The organism is Streptomyces sp. NPDC107471, assembly GCF_055582845.1.
Map to the genome: position 1 here is coordinate 454,407 of NZ_JBVJPC010000008.1, position 16,405 is coordinate 470,811.

17 protein-coding genes are annotated in these 16,405 nt (G+C 72.2%); 8 read left to right on the plus strand and 9 right to left on the minus strand.

Annotation, left to right across the window (positions count from 1 at the left end; translation table 11 throughout):
• Positions 1 to 103 precede the first annotated feature (103 nt).
• From ACZ66S_RS27900 to ACZ66S_RS27915, 4 genes are read right to left on the minus strand one after another with little or no spacing between them, the layout of a single operon-like run.
• Positions 104 to 865 (minus strand): SDR family NAD(P)-dependent oxidoreductase, encoded by a 762-nt coding sequence (locus ACZ66S_RS27900; RefSeq protein ID WP_469904282.1) that lies wholly within the window; start codon positions 863 to 865, stop codon positions 104 to 106.
• Entirely contained in the window at positions 862 to 2,163 is a 1,302-nt protein-coding gene (gene hisD, locus ACZ66S_RS27905) for a histidinol dehydrogenase (protein ID WP_469904283.1), read from the minus strand. The genes ACZ66S_RS27900 and hisD overlap by 4 nt, the downstream gene beginning before the upstream one ends.
• Positions 2,164 to 2,184: 21 nt before the next feature.
• Positions 2,185 to 3,120 (minus strand): VOC family protein, encoded by a 936-nt coding sequence (locus tag ACZ66S_RS27910; RefSeq protein WP_469904284.1) that lies wholly within the window; start codon positions 3,118 to 3,120, stop codon positions 2,185 to 2,187.
• Complete coding sequence (locus ACZ66S_RS27915) at positions 3,117 to 4,091, minus strand: fumarylacetoacetate hydrolase family protein (protein WP_469904285.1); 975 nt, start codon at positions 4,089 to 4,091, stop codon at positions 3,117 to 3,119. Before ACZ66S_RS27915 ends, ACZ66S_RS27910 begins: the two co-directional genes overlap by 4 nt.
• 231 nt (positions 4,092 to 4,322) lie before the next feature.
• On the opposite strand from ACZ66S_RS27915, the gene ACZ66S_RS27920 reads away from it, so the two are divergent.
• The 8 genes from ACZ66S_RS27920 to ACZ66S_RS27955 all read left to right on the plus strand — a co-directional run bounded on the left by ACZ66S_RS27920 (position 4,323) and on the right by ACZ66S_RS27955 (position 12,009).
• On the plus strand, positions 4,323 to 4,628 hold the full coding sequence (locus tag ACZ66S_RS27920) for an antibiotic biosynthesis monooxygenase family protein (RefSeq protein ID WP_469904286.1): 306 nt from the start codon (positions 4,323 to 4,325) through the stop codon (positions 4,626 to 4,628).
• Between the two features lie 36 nt (positions 4,629 to 4,664).
• Positions 4,665 to 5,789: an FAD-dependent monooxygenase gene (locus ACZ66S_RS27925; RefSeq protein ID WP_469904287.1), complete on the plus strand. Its 1,125-nt coding sequence runs from the start codon at positions 4,665 to 4,667 to the stop codon at positions 5,787 to 5,789.
• Entirely contained in the window at positions 5,786 to 6,790 is a 1,005-nt protein-coding gene (locus tag ACZ66S_RS27930; RefSeq protein ID WP_469904288.1) for an amidohydrolase family protein, read from the plus strand. Before ACZ66S_RS27925 ends, ACZ66S_RS27930 begins: the two co-directional genes overlap by 4 nt.
• The gene (locus ACZ66S_RS27935) at positions 6,787 to 7,755 is read left to right on the plus strand and encodes a cyclase family protein (protein ID WP_469904289.1); all 969 of its coding nucleotides are present in this window, start codon (positions 6,787 to 6,789) and stop codon (positions 7,753 to 7,755) included. Before ACZ66S_RS27930 ends, ACZ66S_RS27935 begins: the two co-directional genes overlap by 4 nt.
• Positions 7,756 to 7,766: 11 nt before the next feature.
• The gene (locus tag ACZ66S_RS27940) at positions 7,767 to 9,119 is read left to right on the plus strand and encodes an FAD-binding oxidoreductase (RefSeq protein ID WP_469904290.1); all 1,353 of its coding nucleotides are present in this window, start codon (positions 7,767 to 7,769) and stop codon (positions 9,117 to 9,119) included.
• Positions 9,120 to 9,122: 3 nt separating this feature from the next.
• Entirely contained in the window at positions 9,123 to 10,073 is a 951-nt protein-coding gene (locus ACZ66S_RS27945) for a fumarylacetoacetate hydrolase family protein (RefSeq protein ID WP_469904291.1), read from the plus strand.
• A gap of 147 nt (positions 10,074 to 10,220) precedes the next feature.
• Positions 10,221 to 11,192, plus strand: a complete 972-nt coding sequence (locus ACZ66S_RS27950; protein WP_469904292.1) for a LysR family transcriptional regulator — start codon at positions 10,221 to 10,223, stop codon at positions 11,190 to 11,192.
• 37 nt (positions 11,193 to 11,229) lie between these two features.
• A complete protein-coding gene (locus tag ACZ66S_RS27955; protein WP_469904293.1) occupies positions 11,230 to 12,009 on the plus strand; it encodes an SDR family NAD(P)-dependent oxidoreductase in 780 nt (259 codons plus the stop codon).
• A 43-nt stretch (positions 12,010 to 12,052) separates the two neighbouring features.
• Here the strand turns inward: ACZ66S_RS27955 and ACZ66S_RS27960 are convergent, their stop codons facing one another.
• From ACZ66S_RS27960 to ACZ66S_RS27980, 5 genes are all read right to left on the minus strand, one after another.
• Positions 12,053 to 13,339 carry an RNA polymerase sigma factor gene (locus ACZ66S_RS27960; RefSeq protein ID WP_469904343.1) on the minus strand — a complete coding sequence of 429 codons (1,287 nt, stop codon included), beginning with the start codon at positions 13,337 to 13,339 and terminating at the stop codon, positions 12,053 to 12,055.
• A complete protein-coding gene (locus ACZ66S_RS27965; RefSeq protein WP_469904294.1) occupies positions 13,336 to 13,677 on the minus strand; it encodes a YciI family protein in 342 nt (113 codons plus the stop codon). The genes ACZ66S_RS27960 and ACZ66S_RS27965 overlap by 4 nt, the downstream gene beginning before the upstream one ends.
• The gene (locus ACZ66S_RS27970; RefSeq protein ID WP_469904295.1) at positions 13,674 to 14,336 is read right to left on the minus strand and encodes a YciI family protein; all 663 of its coding nucleotides are present in this window, start codon (positions 14,334 to 14,336) and stop codon (positions 13,674 to 13,676) included. Before ACZ66S_RS27970 ends, ACZ66S_RS27965 begins: the two co-directional genes overlap by 4 nt.
• Positions 14,337 to 14,474: 138 nt before the next feature.
• Entirely contained in the window at positions 14,475 to 15,992 is a 1,518-nt protein-coding gene (locus tag ACZ66S_RS27975; RefSeq protein ID WP_469904296.1) for an MFS transporter, read from the minus strand.
• A complete protein-coding gene (locus tag ACZ66S_RS27980; protein WP_469904297.1) occupies positions 15,989 to 16,405 on the minus strand; it encodes a VOC family protein in 417 nt (138 codons plus the stop codon). The genes ACZ66S_RS27975 and ACZ66S_RS27980 overlap by 4 nt, the downstream gene beginning before the upstream one ends.

A 16,405-nucleotide genomic window follows, 5' to 3' on the forward strand; every position in this document is an offset into this window, starting at 1 on the left:
CACAGAGTGGTCATAGGGGACGCGCGCTCCACGGGCCGCACGCACGACGGCGAGGCGGGCGGCATCTGCGCCGTCCGCCTCGCCGTTCCCGGCCACTTGTCCGCTAGGCCGGGGCGATCATCCCCGCCGACAGGTCGATGTCCGCCCCGCACAGACCCGGCATCGCGAGCATCGCCAGCAGGGCCTGTGCCACCTCGTGCTCCTCGACGAGCCGGCCGAGGGCGGCGCGGGAGGCGAAGTCGCGTTCGGCCTCCTCGACCGTGCAGCCGGTGAGCTCGGCCGTGAGGCGGAAGTTGCGGTCCATGCGCGGTCCCCGCACCGGCCCGGGGGAAAGGGAGTTGACCGCGATCCCGCGCGGGCCGACCTCTCCGGCCAGGGTCCGGGTGAGACCGAGCAGCGCCATCTTGGAGGCGGTGTAGGGGGTGCGGTGGAGCAGAGGCCGTTTGCCGCTCACGGAGGCGACGTTGACGATGTCGCCCCGGCCGGCGGCGAGCATCGGGGGGAGGAAGGCCCGGCACATGAGGTAGACGCCCCGGACGTTGACCGCGAACACGTCGTCCCACTCGTCCGGTGCGATGTCGACGAGGGGGCGCACCGGCCCGGCCACACCGGCGTTGTTGACGAGCAACGACACGTCCTCGTCGGCGAGTTCGGCGGCCAGCTCCCGCACGGCACCGGGGTCCGAGACATCGCACACGGCCGCCCGGGCACCGTTCCCGACCCGTTCCGCGGACGCTTCGAGAGCCTGCTCGCCGCGCCCGACGAGGACCACCCGGGCGCCCTCGCCGGCCAGTGCCAGGGCGAACGCCCGCCCCAGCGGCCCTCCCCCGCCGGTGACCAGCGCGGTACGCCCGCGCAGGCTCACGCGGTGTTCCAGGGCAGCTCGTCACCGGCCGCCTTCGCGGCCCGTACGTCACCGGAGCGCGCGTGGCCCTCGAACAGCTCGACACGGGAGGCGCGTCCGCAGAGGCGTCCGAGCAGAGCCTGCGAGTCGGGGTCGGTGACCTCCTGGTAGGTGACCGTCTTGAGGTACTTCCCCACCCACAGGCCCCCGGTGTAGCGGGCGGCACCACGGGTCGGCAGCACATGGTTGGTGCCGATGACCTTGTCGCCGAAGGACACACAGGTGCCCTCGCCGAGGAAGAGGGCGCCGTACTGGGTCATCCGGTCGAGGGCGAGCCGCGGTTCGGCGGTCAGCACCTCCACGTGCTCGAAGGCGAACTCGTCGGCCAGTGCGTAGAGTTCGTCGAGACTGTCCACCACGTGCACCTGGCCGTGGTCGCGCCAGGCGGGCTCGGCGTAGTCGCGGGTGGGCATGCCGGGCAGGATCCGTTCGACCTCGGCGATCGTCCGCTCCGCGACCTCGCGGGACGTGGTGACGAGCACCGCAGGGGAGTCGGGGCCGTGTTCGGCCTGGGAGAGCAGGTCGACGGCGCAGACGAACGGGTCGGCGTGCTCGTCGGCCAGGACGAGGATCTCGGTCGGCCCGGCGAACAGGTCGATGCCGATCTCCCCGAAGAGCTGCCGCTTGGCCTCGGCGACATAGGCGTTGCCGGGTCCGGCGATCAGGTTCACCGGGTCCATGCCGTCCGTGCCGACGGCCATCGCGGCGACCGCCTGGACACCGCCCAGCAGCCATATCTCGTCCGCGCCCGCCAGGTGCATGGCGGCGACGGTCGCGGCCGGGATCTCCCCGCGGATCGGCGGGGTGCAGGCGACGACCCGGGGCACACCGGCGACCTTGGCGGTGACGACGGTCATGTGGGCGGAGGCGGTGAGCGGGTAGCGGCCGCCGGGGATGTAGGCGCCGGCCGCCTGCACGGGAACGTGCTTCTGGCCGAGCCGCACGCCCGGCAGGGTCTCCATCTCGAACTCGCCCAGCGAGTCGAGCTGGCGGCGGGCGAAGGCGCGGACCTGCTCCTGGACGAAGCGGATGTCGGCGATGACCTGCTCGGGCACCGACGCGACGATCCTCTCGACCTCCTCCTCGCTCAGCCGGAAGGAGGCCGGGCTCCAGTCGTCGAACTTCTCGGAGTACGCGCGCACGGCCGCGTCGCCGCGTTCACGGATGTCGGCGATGACGCCGGCGACGGTCTCACGCACCTGGTCGAGGGAGGCCGTGACCTCCGCCTTGGGTACGGCGTTCTTCAGGGTCGTTGCCACGGTGGCAGCCTTTCTCGGGGGTCAGACGGGCGGCGCTTCGAAGAGCACGTCGGGGTCGTTGAACTGCTCCTTGGCGACCGACTCGCTCATCGGGTCGGCGGTGCCCCACTGGTCCTGGGTGAGGGGGTCGTCGACGTCGTGGCGGCCCGGGTGCCACAGGTCCTCCTCGAGGACGGCGAGCTCGGTGGTGTACTCGACGGTGTTGCCGTGCGGGTCGTGGAAGTAGGCGAACGTGTTGTCGCCGGCGAGATGGCGGCCCGGCCCCCAGGTGAGCCGGGTCCCGGCCCGCAGCGCCCGGCCCGTGCCGCGCATGTACTCCTCGACCCCGCGCATCTCGAACGAGGCGTGGTGCAGGGAGACATGGGGTCCGCGCGCGATGGCGAAGGAGTGGTGCAGGGGGCTGCACCGCAGGAAGTACATGAGGTCGCCCATGTGCGTCGAGTACAGGGTGTCGGTGAGCCGGAAGCCGAGGTGCCGGACGTAGAAGTCCCGCAGCCCTTCCGGGTCCTGGGAGTTGACGACGCAGTGGGACAGCCGCACGGGGACGGCCTCGCGTTCCTCGATTTTGCGGTGGGCCCGGGTGTCGACGTCCGCGGAGACCTCCACGACCCGCCCGTCGGGGTCGAAGAAACGCAGCCCGTAGCCTCCGCCGGGGGTGTCCAACTCCCGCGGTTCGTGCACGAGTCGCACTCCGGCCCGGCCGAGCCGTACGGCCAGCTCGTCCACGGCGGCCGGGGACACCGCCCCGAAGGCCACCAGGTCCATCCGCTTGCGCTCGTCCTCACGGATCCGCACGACGTACTGCTCCGGGCTGCCCTCGGCGGCGAAGAAGGCGAGCCCGCTGTCGTTCGCGACCTCGGTCAGGCCCCAGGTGCCGCCGTAGAAGGCCCGCTGCCGCTCGAAGTCCGGTACGGCCAGGTCGACATGGCGCAGATGGGTGATGGGCTGGAAGCTCATGAGTGGCTCCTGACGGTGTTGCGCTGACGGCCCAGGCCCGAGATCTCGGCCTCGACGACGTCGCCGGGCTTCAGGAAGACGCCCCAGTGCGCGCCGTTGCCGGCCGGGGAGCCGGTGAGGAGCAGGTCGCCGGGGCGCAGGGTGGTGGTCGTGGAGACGTACGCGACGAGCCGCGGGATGTCGAAGATCATGTCCTTGGTGGACTCGTCCTGGCGGACGACTCCGTTGTGCCGCAGGGTGATCCGCAGGTCGGCCGGGTCGCCGACGAAGGCGGCCGGGACGAGGAAGGGGCCGGTCGGCAGGAAGGTGTCGGCGTTCTTCGCGGTGAACCAGTCGGTGCCGATGGCCTTGAGGTCGGGGCGGTAGAGGCGGTCGCGCGTGGTGAGGTCGTTGCAGATCGTGTACGCGGCCACGTGGTCGAGGGCTTCCTCGACGGGGATGTCGCGGCCCGGTCTGCCGATGACCAGGGCGAGTTCGAGCTCCCAGTCGTGCTGTTCGCCGAGTTCGGGCAGCACGATGTCGTCGTAGGGGCCGCACATCGCACGCGGCGAGCCGAGGAAGACGTACGGCACACCGCTGCGGATCCGTTCGTCCATCATCTGCTCGGCGTCGGCGCGCGCCTCCTCGGGGGTCGCTCCGTGCACGCTCTCCTTCTCGGCGGCGACCAGATCGACCACGTGCTTGCGGTAGTTGGCGCCGCTCTGGAGGATCTGGCCGGGCTCGATCGGGATCAGGACGCGCAGGTCCGCGAGGTCGTGCCAGGTGCCGCCGGCGGCGGCCGGGGACTCGGCGAGGTCGTGGAGCCGGGGCAGCCAGGTGTCCCAGTCCTCGACCAGGGTGCGCACGGACGCCACCTGGTCGGACAGGTCGCGCACACGGGCGCCGGTGACCAGTCCTGGGAAGGCGCCCGCGCGGTCGGCGAACGTGCCGAGTGCGAACGGTCCGGAGTGCGGGGGTATCGGGTCGGGCACGGGCGGCTCTCCTCAGGGGGATGCGGGCGGCTCGTCCTCGACGCTAGGCATCCGCGCCGGGCGGCGGAAATGGCCGTTGGCGATGCCTGCCATCACCGGCCCCCGGACCGCTGATCTGCGCCTCCATCGCCGTACGGGATGGATGACGTCCCCCTTGCCGATGCCTCGATCCGTTGACCCGGCAGGGGCCGCCGACCAGTCTCGGAGCCACCCCGAACCGAGGAGAGCACCGTGGTGGTCGAGCATGCCCAACTGACGGTCGAGGCCGGCCGGGAGGCGGAGTTCCAGGAGGTCTTCGCCGCGGCGCGCAAGGTGCTCGCCGAGGCGGACGGGTTCCGCTGGGCCGAGCTGCTGCGCTGCGCGGAACGGCCGTCGGTGTTCCTGCTGCTGGTCGGCTGGGAGTCGGTCGAGGCGCACACGGTCGGCTTCCGGGAGTCGGAGCGGTTCGCCCGCTGGCGGGCCCTGGTCGGGCCGTTCCTCGCCGCGCCGCCGGCCGTCGAGCACTACCACGAGCTGGGCCCGCGCTTCGCGGGCTGACCGCTCCCCTGTCCCCTACGTTCGCAAGGATCACCCATGCCCGTTGAAAAGGTGCTCGTCGTCGGTGGCGGCATCACCGGAAGCGTGTTGTGCCTGGCGCTCGCCCAGCGCGGTGTCGAGGTGCAGCTCGTCGAGATCTCGCCCCAGTGGTTCGGAGTGGGCCACGGCATCACCGTCCAGGGCAACGCGCTCAAGGCGCTGCGTTCGGTGGGGGTGCTGGACCGGGTGCTGGAACGGGCGGTGCCGTTCGACATCATGCGGCTGCGCCGGGCCGACGGCGCCCTGCTCACCGAGCTGGAGACCCCGCACACCGGCGGCCCCGACCTGCCCGCCACGGTGGGCGCGCTCCGCTCCGACCTGCAGAACGCGCTGTGCGACGCGGTGTACGCGCACGGCGTCACCGTCCGCCTCGGACTGAGCGTCGACCGTCTGGACCGCTCCCCCGACCACGTGGACGTGGTCTTCACCGACGGCTCCACCGGCCGCTACGACCTGGTCGTGGGCGCCGACGGGATCAACTCGGCGATGCGCGCGCTGATCGGCATCACCGAGCGGCCCCGCCCGGTCGGCATGTCGATCTTCCGGGTGGTCGCCGAGCGCCCCGCCGAGATGGACTGCGCCGAGGTGTACTACGGCGGCCCCCGCTTCAAGGCCGGCTACAGCCCGATCTCCGCCGACCGGTGCTACGCCTACCTCCTGGACGAGAACCTCGACGCCTCGCTGATCGGCCCGCGCTGCGCGCTGTCCCTGATGCGCGAGCGTGGCGCCGGCTACGGCGGCACCTGGGGCCGGATCGTGGCCTCCCTGCCCGACGACACGGCGGTCGACTACCGCTGGATCGAGGCGGTCCTGGTCGACGAGCCCTGGTACCGCGGCCGGACCGTGGTCATCGGCGACGCGGCCCACGCCTGCCCGCCGCTGATCGCGCAGGGCGCCGCCATGTGCATGGAGGACGCGGTGCTGCTGGCGGAGCTGGTCAGCGGCGACGGACCACTGGAGGACTCGCTCGACCGCTTCATGTCCCGCCGGCTGCCCCGCGTGCGCATGGTGCTGGAGAACTCCCTGCGCCTGGCGGAGTGGGAGATCCACCCCGGCACACCCGGAGCCGACCCGGCCCGGATCCTGTCGGAGACGCTCGGCTCGCTGACGGCGGCCGCGTGAACGCCCCGGTCGTCGACTTCCACGGCCACCTCGCCGTCCCGGCCGCCGACGCGCTGGTCGCGGGCACTCCGGGTCTCGCCGCCGAGCTGGCGGCCGAGCAGCGCGCCCACTCCCCCGCGTCCCTCGCCGCCAACCGGGCCCAACTCCAGCGGCTCGCGGGCAGGTTGACGAGCGTGACCGAGCGGCTCGCCGACCTGGACGCGATGGGCGTCGACATCCAGGTGGTCGGCCCGATGCCGATGCACCACTACTGGGCGGACGCGGAGCTCGCCGTGCGCCTCGCCCGTACCGTCAACGAGGAGGTGGCCGCCCACTGCGCCACGGCGCCCGAGCGGCTGTACGGCCTCGGCACCGTCCCCCTCCAGCACCCGGACCTCGCCGTCGCCGTGCTGGACGAGGCGGTCACCGGGCTCGGACTGTACGGCGTGAGTGTCTCGACGAGCGTCGACGGGCGGGAGCTGTCCGATCCGGCGCACGACGAGGTCTGGCGCCGGGCCGAGGAGGCGGGCGCGGTCGTCTTCGTCCACCCCTGGGGCTGCTCGCTCGGCGAGCGGCTCGCGACCGCGTACCTGGGCAACACCGTCGGCCAGCCGGTCGAGACGACGATCGCCCTGTCCCGACTGATCTTCACCGGCGTCCTGGACCGCTTCCCGCGCCTGAAGCTGGTGGCCGCGCACGGCGGCGGCTATCTGCCGACGTACGTCGGACGCTCCGACCACGCCTGGCGGGTGCGCGAGGACGCGCGGGGCTGCGCCGAGCCGCCGAGCGCCTACCTGCGGCGCATGTGGTTCGACGCCCTCGTGTACACCCCGCGGGCCCTGCGCCGGCTGGTCGAGGAGGTGGGCGCCGACCGGGTCGTGCTGGGCACCGACCATCCCTTCGACATGGGTGTCGACGATCCGGTGGCGCGTCTGGACGCCGCCGGCCTGGCCCCGGCCGACCGTGCCGCCGTCGCCGGGGGCAACGCACTCGACCTGCTGCTGAAAGGACGTGCCCGATGATTCCGGGTCCGATCGAGGAAGAGCTGGCCAAGGCCCGCACCGCGTACCGCAACTGGGGTCGCTGGGGCGAGGACGACGTGCTCGGCACCCTCAACTTCATCGACGACGCCATCCGCGCCCACGCGGCCGGCCTGGTCCGGCGGGGCCGTGCCTTCTCGCTCGCCCAGGAGTTCAACGAGTCGGGTCCGCAGCGCGGTTTCCGCGGCCGGATCAACCCGGTGCACTACATGAAGGACACCGGTTCCGACGCGGCCGCCGGCACCCAGGGCTTCCCGCACGGCTTCGGCGGGGCGGACGACCACGTGGTGATGCCGTTGCAGGCCTCCACCCAGTGGGACGGGCTCGGCCACATCTACGACAACAAGCGTGCCTGGAACGGCCGTTCGTGCACCATCGTCAACGGCGACGGCGACTCGGTGACCGGCATCGAGCACATGCGGGACGCGTTCACCGGCCGCGGGGTCCTCCTCGACGTCGGTCGGACCGCCGGTGACGAGCACGGTGAACTCCCGGACGGCTTCCCCATCCTGGAGGAACACCTGCGCGCCACCGTCGAGGCGCAGGGCGCCACCTCGACCGTGCGCCGCGGCGACCTCGTCCTGGTGCGCACCGGACAGCTCGGCCGGGTACGGCGGCTCGGCGAGTGGGGCGGTTACGCCGCCGGGGACGCGCCCGGCCTGTCCTTCACCACGCTCGGCTGGCTGCACCGCACCGAGATCGCGGCGATCGCCACCGACACCTGGGGCCTGGAGGTGCGCCCGTACGAGTTCGCCGAGCCCGCGATGTCCCCGCTGCACCAGATCGCGATCCCCAACATGGGCCTGCCGCTCGGTGAGATGTGGGACCTGGAGGCCCTCGCCGAGGACTGCGCGGCGGACGGCGTCTACGAGTTCCTGCTGGTGGCGGCTCCCCTGCCGGTGACCGGGGCGGTCGGCGCGCCCGTCAACCCGATCGCGGTGAAGTAGTGAGGGATCACATGGACACGCTTCTTCTCCGGGGCGACGAGGGTTTCGAGGAGGCCTGCTTCGGCCGGATCTTCAACGCCCGCCGCCCCACCGACCGGCTGCCGGCCGCCGTTCTCCTGGCACGTACCGAACAGGACGTCGTCGACGGCGTACGGCTCGCCCTGGAGCGCGACTGGCAGGTCGCCGTCCGTTCCGGCGGCCACAGTTGGGCCGCCTGGTCGGTGCGCGAGGACGCGCTGCTGATCGACCTCGGGGACTTGCGCGAGATGGCGTACGACCCGGGGACGGGGATCGTGACGGCGACGCCGAGTGTCAAGGGCGGCGACGAACTCAACCCGTACCTCGCCGAGTTCGGGCGGTTCTTCAACGGCGGGCACTGTCCTTCCGTCGGTATCGGCGGGTTTCTCCTCCAGGGCGGGCAGGGCTGGAACGCGCGCGGCTGGGGCTGGGCGGCGGAGAACCTCGTGGCGATCGACGTCGTCACCGCCGAGGGCGAGCTGGTGCGCGCGGACGAGACACACAACAGCGACCTGTTCTGGGCGGCTCGTGGCGCGGGTCCCGGTTTCTTCGGTGTCGTCACCCGCTTCCACCTGCGCACCCGCCCGCTGCCGAGGCATCTCGGGCACACCGTGCACGCCTACCCCCTGGAGCTGTTCGACGAGGTCATGACCTGGCTGCACGGCATGCACCACACCGTCTCGGACCTGGTGGAGATCGTCGCGCTCACCCAGACCCCGCCCGACGGGGACGAGCCGGTGCTGCTCGTGACGGGCGTCTCGCTGACCGACACCGCCGAGGAAGCCGCCGAGGCGCTGGCCCCGCTGCACGCCAACCCGTACGCGGACCGGGCCCTCTTCCGCGTCGAGGCACGGCCCACCACGTTCGCCGAGCAGCTCTCGGGCCAGCGCACCGCCAACCCGAAGGGCCACCGCTACCTCGTCGACAACGCCTGGCTGACCGGACCGGCCGAGGAGGTCGTCCCGGCGATCCGCAAGGCGTTCACCGACCACCCCACCCGCCGGACCTTCACCATCTGGTTCTCCATGGCCCCGTTGCGCCGGCTCCCCGACATGGCCTTCTCGTTGCAGTCCGAGATCTACTGCGCCACCTATGTGGTGCACGACGAACCCGGGCGCGACGGTGAGCTGCGTGCCTGGCTCGACGAGGCGATGGCCGCGATGCGGCCGGTGACCGCGGGCCAGTACCTCGGCGACTCCGACTTCACCGTCCGCCAGCTCAGGTTCATGGGCGACGCCCAGTGGGAGCGGCTCCAGGAGATCCGTCAAGTCCGGGACCCGAAGGGCCTGTTCGCGGGCTATCTGAGCGCGGGGACCGTCACCAACACCAACCACTGGGAGCAGTGAGCCATGCGTTTCGCGACGTACGAGCACGAGGGCGTGGAGCGCGCCGGGGTCGTCCGGGACGGGCTGATCCACCCCCTCGCCCAGTCGGTCCTGGCCCTGGTCGAGCAGGGGGCGCTGCACACCGCCGGCGCCGAAGCCCTGCGCGCGGCCGGCGCGTTGCCGGTCGGGCAGGTGCGGCTCCTGCCCCCGCTGAAGCCGCCCTCCATCCGGGACTTCGTCGGCTTCGAGGCGCACATCGAGGGCGTCTCCAAGTCCCTCGACGGTCTGGAGCACGTGCCCGAGGAGTGGTACCGGGCGCCCAACTTCTACTTCACCAACCCGCACGCGTGCTACGGCGCCCACGACGACGTGCCGGTGCCGGCGGGCTGCTCGGTGCTGGACTTCGAGCTGGAGGTCGGCGCGGTGATCGGGCGGAGCGGCCGGGACCTGACTCCCGAGCAGGCCCGCGAGCACATCGTCGGCTACCTGGTCCTCAACGACTGGTCCGCGCGCGACCTGCAGAAGCCGGAGAAGAACCTGGGGCTCGGCTTCTCCAAGGGCAAGGACTTCGCCAACACCCTCGGGCCCTTCCTGGTCACCGCCGACGAGGTGGAGGACCGGCGGGACGCGGACGGCTTCCTCGACCTGGAGATGACGGTCGCGCTCAACGGAGAGCTGATCGGGCGGGACACCCTCGCCAACATGTCGTGGACCTTCGAGGAGATGGTCGCCTACGCCTCCCGGGACGCCTGGGTGCGGCCCGGGGACGTCCTCGGCTCGGGCACCTGCGGCTGGGGCGCCCTGGCGGAGTTCTGGGGCCGGCTCGGTGAGCGCACTCCCCCGCCGCTCACGCCCGGTGACCGGGTGACCCTCGCCGTGGCGGGGCTCGGCAGCGTCTCCAACCGGGTGGTGCCGGGCCGCACGGACGTGTACCTGCCGCGGGCCCGTCCGCGGGGGCGCACGCCACGGCCGTAGCGCTCGCTCCTGACCTGCGCACATCCAGGGGTCCGATGGTTCCTGTCGGATCCCTGTGACTTGGACCCGGGGCCCTTCCTCGGCGGGAGACCCGTCGTTACGCTCCGATGTCACCGACCTTCAATGACGCGGCCGGAAGGAACACCCATGGGTCTCGGAGCGATCGACCTGAATCTTCTGGTGGCGCTGGAAGCCCTCCTGGAGGAGAAGAACGTCACCCACGCGGGGGTGCGGCTGTCCACCAGCCAGTCCGCGATGAGCGGCTCCCTGGCCCGGCTGCGCCGGCACTTCAACGACGAGCTGCTCGTCCGGGTGGGCCGCGAGTACGAACTGACCCCGCTGGCGGAACGGCTGCTCCCGGTCGTCCAGGCCTCGCTGCACAAGGCGGAGGAAGCGCTGTCCCTGACCCGGCACTTTGATCCGGGCCGCAGCAGGCAGCGGTTCTCGGTGGTGATGTCCGACTACGTGATGACGGTGTTCGTGGAGCCGCTGCTGCGGGTCATCGCGGAGGAGGCGCCCGGGGTCCGGATCGACTTCCATCCCATCGTGGACGGGCAGTTGGAGAACGAGACCCATCTGCGCTGCCACGACCTGATGGTCGTGCCGCTGGGCTACCAGCTTCCGGGGGTCAGCGAGGCGGTGATGCACGACCGGTTCGTGTGTCTCGTCGATCCGGACAACCCGCGGCTGGCGAAGGGGCGGCTCGAACTGCGCGACCTGGCGGAGATGCCGCACGCCGCCTGCTCGATCGGCAAGAGCAACACGCCCGTGGGCCGCCAACTGGAGACCCTCGGCATCACACCGAGGGTGCAGGTCAGCACGCCCGGGTTCAGCGTGCTGCCGTTCCTGGTCAGCGGCACGGACCTGGTGGCCCTGGTGCCCGAGCGGCTCGCGCGGCGCTACGAGGGCTTCGCGCGCTGCGCGGTCGTACCGACGCCGTTCCCGGACGTGCCGCTGGTGGAGGCCATGTACTGGCACCACAACCGGCACGCCGATCCCGCCCACCGGTGGCTTCGGGAGACCGTGCGGAAGGTCGGTGCCTCGCTGGGCCAGGAGATCGCCGCCACGGATGACAGCCATGGGGAACACGCGTTTCCGGAGCTGACCGCGGCTTCCTAGCGTGGACGGGAGACATCCCGACCCAGCAGGAGGAACCGTGAGCCGTACGCGTCTGGCGGGCCGTACCGTCGTCGTCACCGGGGCCGCACAGGGCCAGGGAGCCGCGGAGGTGACGGCGGCCGCCCGGGAGGGCGCGCGGGTCGTCGCGACCGACGTCCTCGACGAGCCGGGCGAGAAGCTCGCGTCCGCGCTGCGCGCCGACGGCCTGGACGTGCGCTACCGGCACCTGGACGTGTCCTCGCCGCGGGACTGGGCCGCGCTCGCCGAGGGGCTGGAGGCCGTGCACGGCCTGGTCAACAACGCCGGCATCCCGATGCGGGCACGGCTCGGCGAGGTCGCCCTCGACGACTGGAACCGGGCGTTCGCCGTCAACACGACGGGAACGCTGCTCGGCATCCAGACCCTCGCCCCGCTGATGCCGGCCGGCTCCTCCATCGTGAACGTCGGCTCGGTCGCGGGCCTGACCGCGCACCACGCGGTGGCCTACACGACGAGCAAGTGGGCGCTGCGGGGCCTGTCGAAGGTGGCGGCGCTGGAGCTGGCCCCGCGGGGCATCCGGACGAACCTCGTCCACCCCGGCTACATCGAGACCCCGCTGATGGCGTCCGCCAACCCGGTCTTCGTCGGGGCCCACCTCTCCATGACACCCCTGGGGCGCCCGGGGACCGTGGACGAGGTGGCCCCGCTCGTCGTCTACCTGCTCTCCGACGAGGCGTCCTACGTGAACGGCGCGGAGATCACCGTCGACGGCGGGTACGCCGCCCACGGCCCCGTGAAGGCGATCACGAACGCACTCGACGACGCACCGCCCCAGTAGGGCACGGCGGAGACGGCCGGCGGGCGGGTACGGGGGTGAGCGGTCATCGGGGCCTCCCGTGCCGTGGGGTCGCTCTCACCCCGCCGACGAACGGCGCCCGTCCCGATCGACACTCCGTGAGACGCCGTTCGAGGAAGTTCCGCTCGGCGTCGTTCTCCACCAGCTCCAGCGCCCGCTCGTACGCCTCCGCCGCCTCCGCCGTACGGCCGCTGCGGCGCAGCAGGTCGGCGCGGGTGGCCGGGAGCAGGTGGTAGCCGTCCAGCTCGCCCTCCCGCTCCAGTTCCGCGACCAGCGCGAGCCCGGCGTCGGGGCCCCGGGCCATGCCGACCGCCACCGCGCGGTTGAGGCGCACCACGGCGGAGGGCACGAACCGCGCCAACTCCCCGTACAGCGCGGCGATGTCGGCCCAGTCGGTGTCCTCGGCGCTGGCCGCGGTGGTGTGGCAGGCGGCGATGGCGGCCTGGATCTGGTACGGCCCGGGCCGGCCGCGGCGCAGCGCGGTCTCCAGCAGGGCGGCGCCCTCGTCGGCCTCGGCACGGTCCCACGCGGTGCGGTCCTGGTCCTCCAGGGTCACCAGCTCACCGTCGACGTCGACCCGGGTCGCGCGGCGGGCGTCGTGCAGGAGCAGCAGCGCGAGCAGGCCGAGCGCCTCGGGCTCGTCGGGCATGAGTCGGGCCAGCACGCGGGCCAGCCGGATCGCCTCCGCGCACAGGTTGCGCCGTACGAGATCGGTGCCCGAGGTGGCCGCGTAGCCCTCGTTGAACAGCAGGTAGATCACACCGAGCACGCCCGTGGTGCGTTCGGGCAGCAGGTGGGCGGGCGGTACCCGGTAGGGGATGCCGGCGTTGCGGATCTTCTTCTTGGCGCGCACCAGGCGCTGCGCCATGGTCGCCTCGGGGACGAGGAAGGCACGGGCGATCTCCGGGGTGGTCAGTCCGGCGAGGGTGCGCAGGGTCAGGGCCACGCGGGCCTCGATGTGCAGCGCCGGGTGGCAGCAGGTGAAGATCAGGCGCAGCCGGTCGTCCTCGACACCGCTGTCGTCGTCGTACGGTTCCCCGGGTGCCGTGAGCATGGCCGCCTCCCGTAGTTTCCGCTCCCCGACCGCGTGTCGGCGCAGTACGTCCATGGCTCGGTGGCGGGCGGCCGTGGTGAGCCAGGCGCCGGGGCGGCGCGGGACACCGTCGCGCCGCCACCGGTCGAGGGCCTGGGCGAAGGCGTCCTGCGCGCACTCCTCGGCGAGGTCCCAGTCGCCGGTCACCCGGATCAGGGTGGCGACGACCTGGCCCCACTCCTCGCGGAACGCGGCGGCGACGGCCTCCTCGGGGGTCACTCCCACACCGGCCGTACTTCCACCGAACCGCCGCCGAGCGCCGCCGGGTGCCGGGAGGCCAGGGAGATCGCCTCGTCCAGGTCGGCGACCTCGATGATGTCGATGCCGGCGAGGTACTCCTTGGACTCGATGAACGGGCCGTCGGTGAGCAGGACCTCGTCGCCCTGGACGCGCACGGTGGTGGCGTCGGAGGAGGGACGCAGCCGGGCGCCGCCCTTGACGAGATCCCGGCCGCGGACCTCCTCGATGTAAGCGGTGAAGCGGGGGTCGTCGGCGATCTCAGCGGGGCTGAGTTCCTCGCCGTCGACGGGGGTGCAGATCAGCAGGGCGTACTTCATGACGTGGCCTCCGTGACGTGCTGGTGGACGACGAGCCAGCGCGGGCCGGCGTTGCGGTATCCGGTGGTGACGCGCAGCAGCCTGGCGCCGGTCCGGACGAGGGCGTGGCCGAAGGCGATGCTCTCGTCGACGTGGACCTGGAACTCCAGGACCTCGCGGGAGACCGGTCCGGCCTCCGCGAAGAGCTTGCGGAGCGCCTCGACGCCCTGGTGCGGCCGGCCGTTCTCCACCGCCTCCGCGTCCTGCGCGTAGCAGGCGAGCGCCCGCTCGACGTCCCCGGTGCGCGCGGCCTCGGTCAGTTCTGCGTCGAGGCGGCGGATCTGTCCCTCGGCGTCCTCGTCCTCCCAGAACGGCCGCACCTCCATGGCCCCGATCGCCGCCACGGGGTGCTTCGCCGCCGCCTCGACCGCCTGCTCCAGGCTGTCGCACTCCAGGATGTCGAAGCCGGCGACGTACTCCTTGGTCTCCGCGAACGGCCCGTCGGTGCGCAGCACCTCGTCGCCGCGCACCCGCACGGTGACCGCGTCGGCGGGCCGGGCGAGGCGGTGCCCGTGCAGGCGCACGCCACGGTCGCCGAGTTCCTGGACCCAGGGTTCGACGGGGGCGATGCCCGAGGCGTCGGCGGTGTCGTCGCCGCAGACGAGCAGCATGTACTTCATGGTTCCTCCCGGTGCTCATGAGCTTCCTACACCCCGCCGACGAACGGGACGGGCCCGAATCGACACCCGCGCGCAAAAAAAAGAGGGGCCGAGTTCTCCGGCCCCTCTTCTCGGCTTCCCTTCTCGGCTTCGCGTCGGCTACACGGTCGCGGGCTGCACCGCCGCCTCCGTCGCCGAGCGCGTGGCGCTGCCGCGCACGAGCAGCAGGGTGACCAGCGCCCCGAGCAGGGAGGCGCAGCCGCAGATCACCACGCCGACCGCCATGCCGTGGGCGAGGGCGTCCTGGGCGGCGGCCCTGGCGCCGGCGCTTCCGGCGTTGACGACGGCGAGGGGCCCGGCGGCGGCCTCCATGCCCGCGTCGGCGCCGGAGAGCTTGCCCGCCAGGGCGGAGGAGGCGAGGCTCATCGCGACCGTGCTGATCACGGCCGGTCCGAGGCCCTGGCCGAACTCGCGGACCAGGCTGGTCGCGCCGGAGGCCATGCCGGTCATGTTGAGCGGTACGGCGTTGACGGCGGCGGAGGTCAGCGAGGAGACCACGCAGATGAAGCCGACGCCCAGCAGCAGGACCGGCCCGATGAAGGCGGCCAGGGAGGTCGTGGTGATGGGCAGGGCGGCGATCCAGAACTGACCGGCGGCCATCGGCAGCAGACCGCCGACCAGCAGCAGGCGCGGCTGCACCCGGGTGAGCATCCTGCTGAGTACCGGGGCGAGGAGCAGCGGGACGAGCTGGAGGATCACGAAGGGCATGCCCGCCTTGAGGGCGCTCAGGTGCATGACCGCGCCCAGCCGGATCGAGACGCAGTACGCGGTGCCGATGAAGCCGAACATGCCGGCCAGCGCGACGACGGCCGCCGCGGCGAAGGACGGGATCCTCAGCAGGTCGAGGTTGAACATCGGCGAGGCGGAGCGCTTCTCGGCGACGACGAAGGCGACCAGGGCGACCGCGGCGAGAGCGAGCGCGCCGACGATCGCGGGGCTGCTCCAGCCGCGTTCGCCGCCCTCGATGATGCCCCACAGCAGTGCGGTGAGGCCGACCGCGACGGTGAGCTGGCCGGGCCAGTCCAGCGAGCGCCCCTCGGGCGCCTTGGAGTCGGTCACCAGGACCATGCCGGCGACGCCGACGACGAGACCGAGGAGCACCGGCGGCACGAACGCCCAGCGGAAGTCGGCGACGGTGGCGAGGACACCGGAGGACAGCGGGCCCACCGCAGAGGCGAGGGAGATGCTCAGCGCCCAGGTGGAGACGGCCTTCGCGCGGTCCTTCTCCTCCGGGGTGGCGGCCGCGATGACGGCGAGGGAGCTGGGGAAGAGCGCGGCGGCGCCGATCCCGGCCAGGGCCTGGCCGAGCCACAGCATCTCGATGTTCTGGGAGAGCGCGTTGATCAGTTCACCGAGGGCGAGGACGAATCCGCCGAGCACCAGAAGCCGTTTGCGTCCGAAGAGGTCGCCGACCACCCCGAAATTCAGCTCGAGAATCGCGGTGGGCAGAATGAACGCGGAAGTCACCCAGGCGACCTGGGAACCGGAGGCCCCGAATGCGGCCTGGATTTCCCCGTTGATGGGCGAGGGCACGGTAATGCATAGCTGCGCGGCGGCAACGGCCAGACAGCAGGCTATGAGTGTTCCCCTGTCGAGTCTTTTCAGCACGCTTGTCATTCCGTACTCCGTCGCTCTATGAGTTCGATGAGATTTCCCTCGGGGTCGGTGACCCAGGCCATGCGCACACCGGGCTCGGGGGACGGTCCGGGGGCGAGGGCCTCGCCCGCTCCCCGGGCCACCAGGGCCGCGTGGACGGGGTCGAGTTCGGGGGTGGTGACCGCGAAGTGGCCGTATCCCTCGGTGAGGGCCGCGGTCAGCGGGTCGGGGGCCCTGAGCCCGGGTGCGGAGCCGGGGCGGGCCAGCAGTTCGAGGCGCCAGCCGTCCGGATGCTCCAGGACGACACCTCTGAGGCCGGGGCCCTCGACATGGAACTCGAAGGCGGTCCGCAGCCCGAACGCGCCCTGGTACCAGAGGGTTTGGGCGGCCAGGTCGCGGACGTTGACGCCCACGTGGTCGAGTCGCACGCGCAC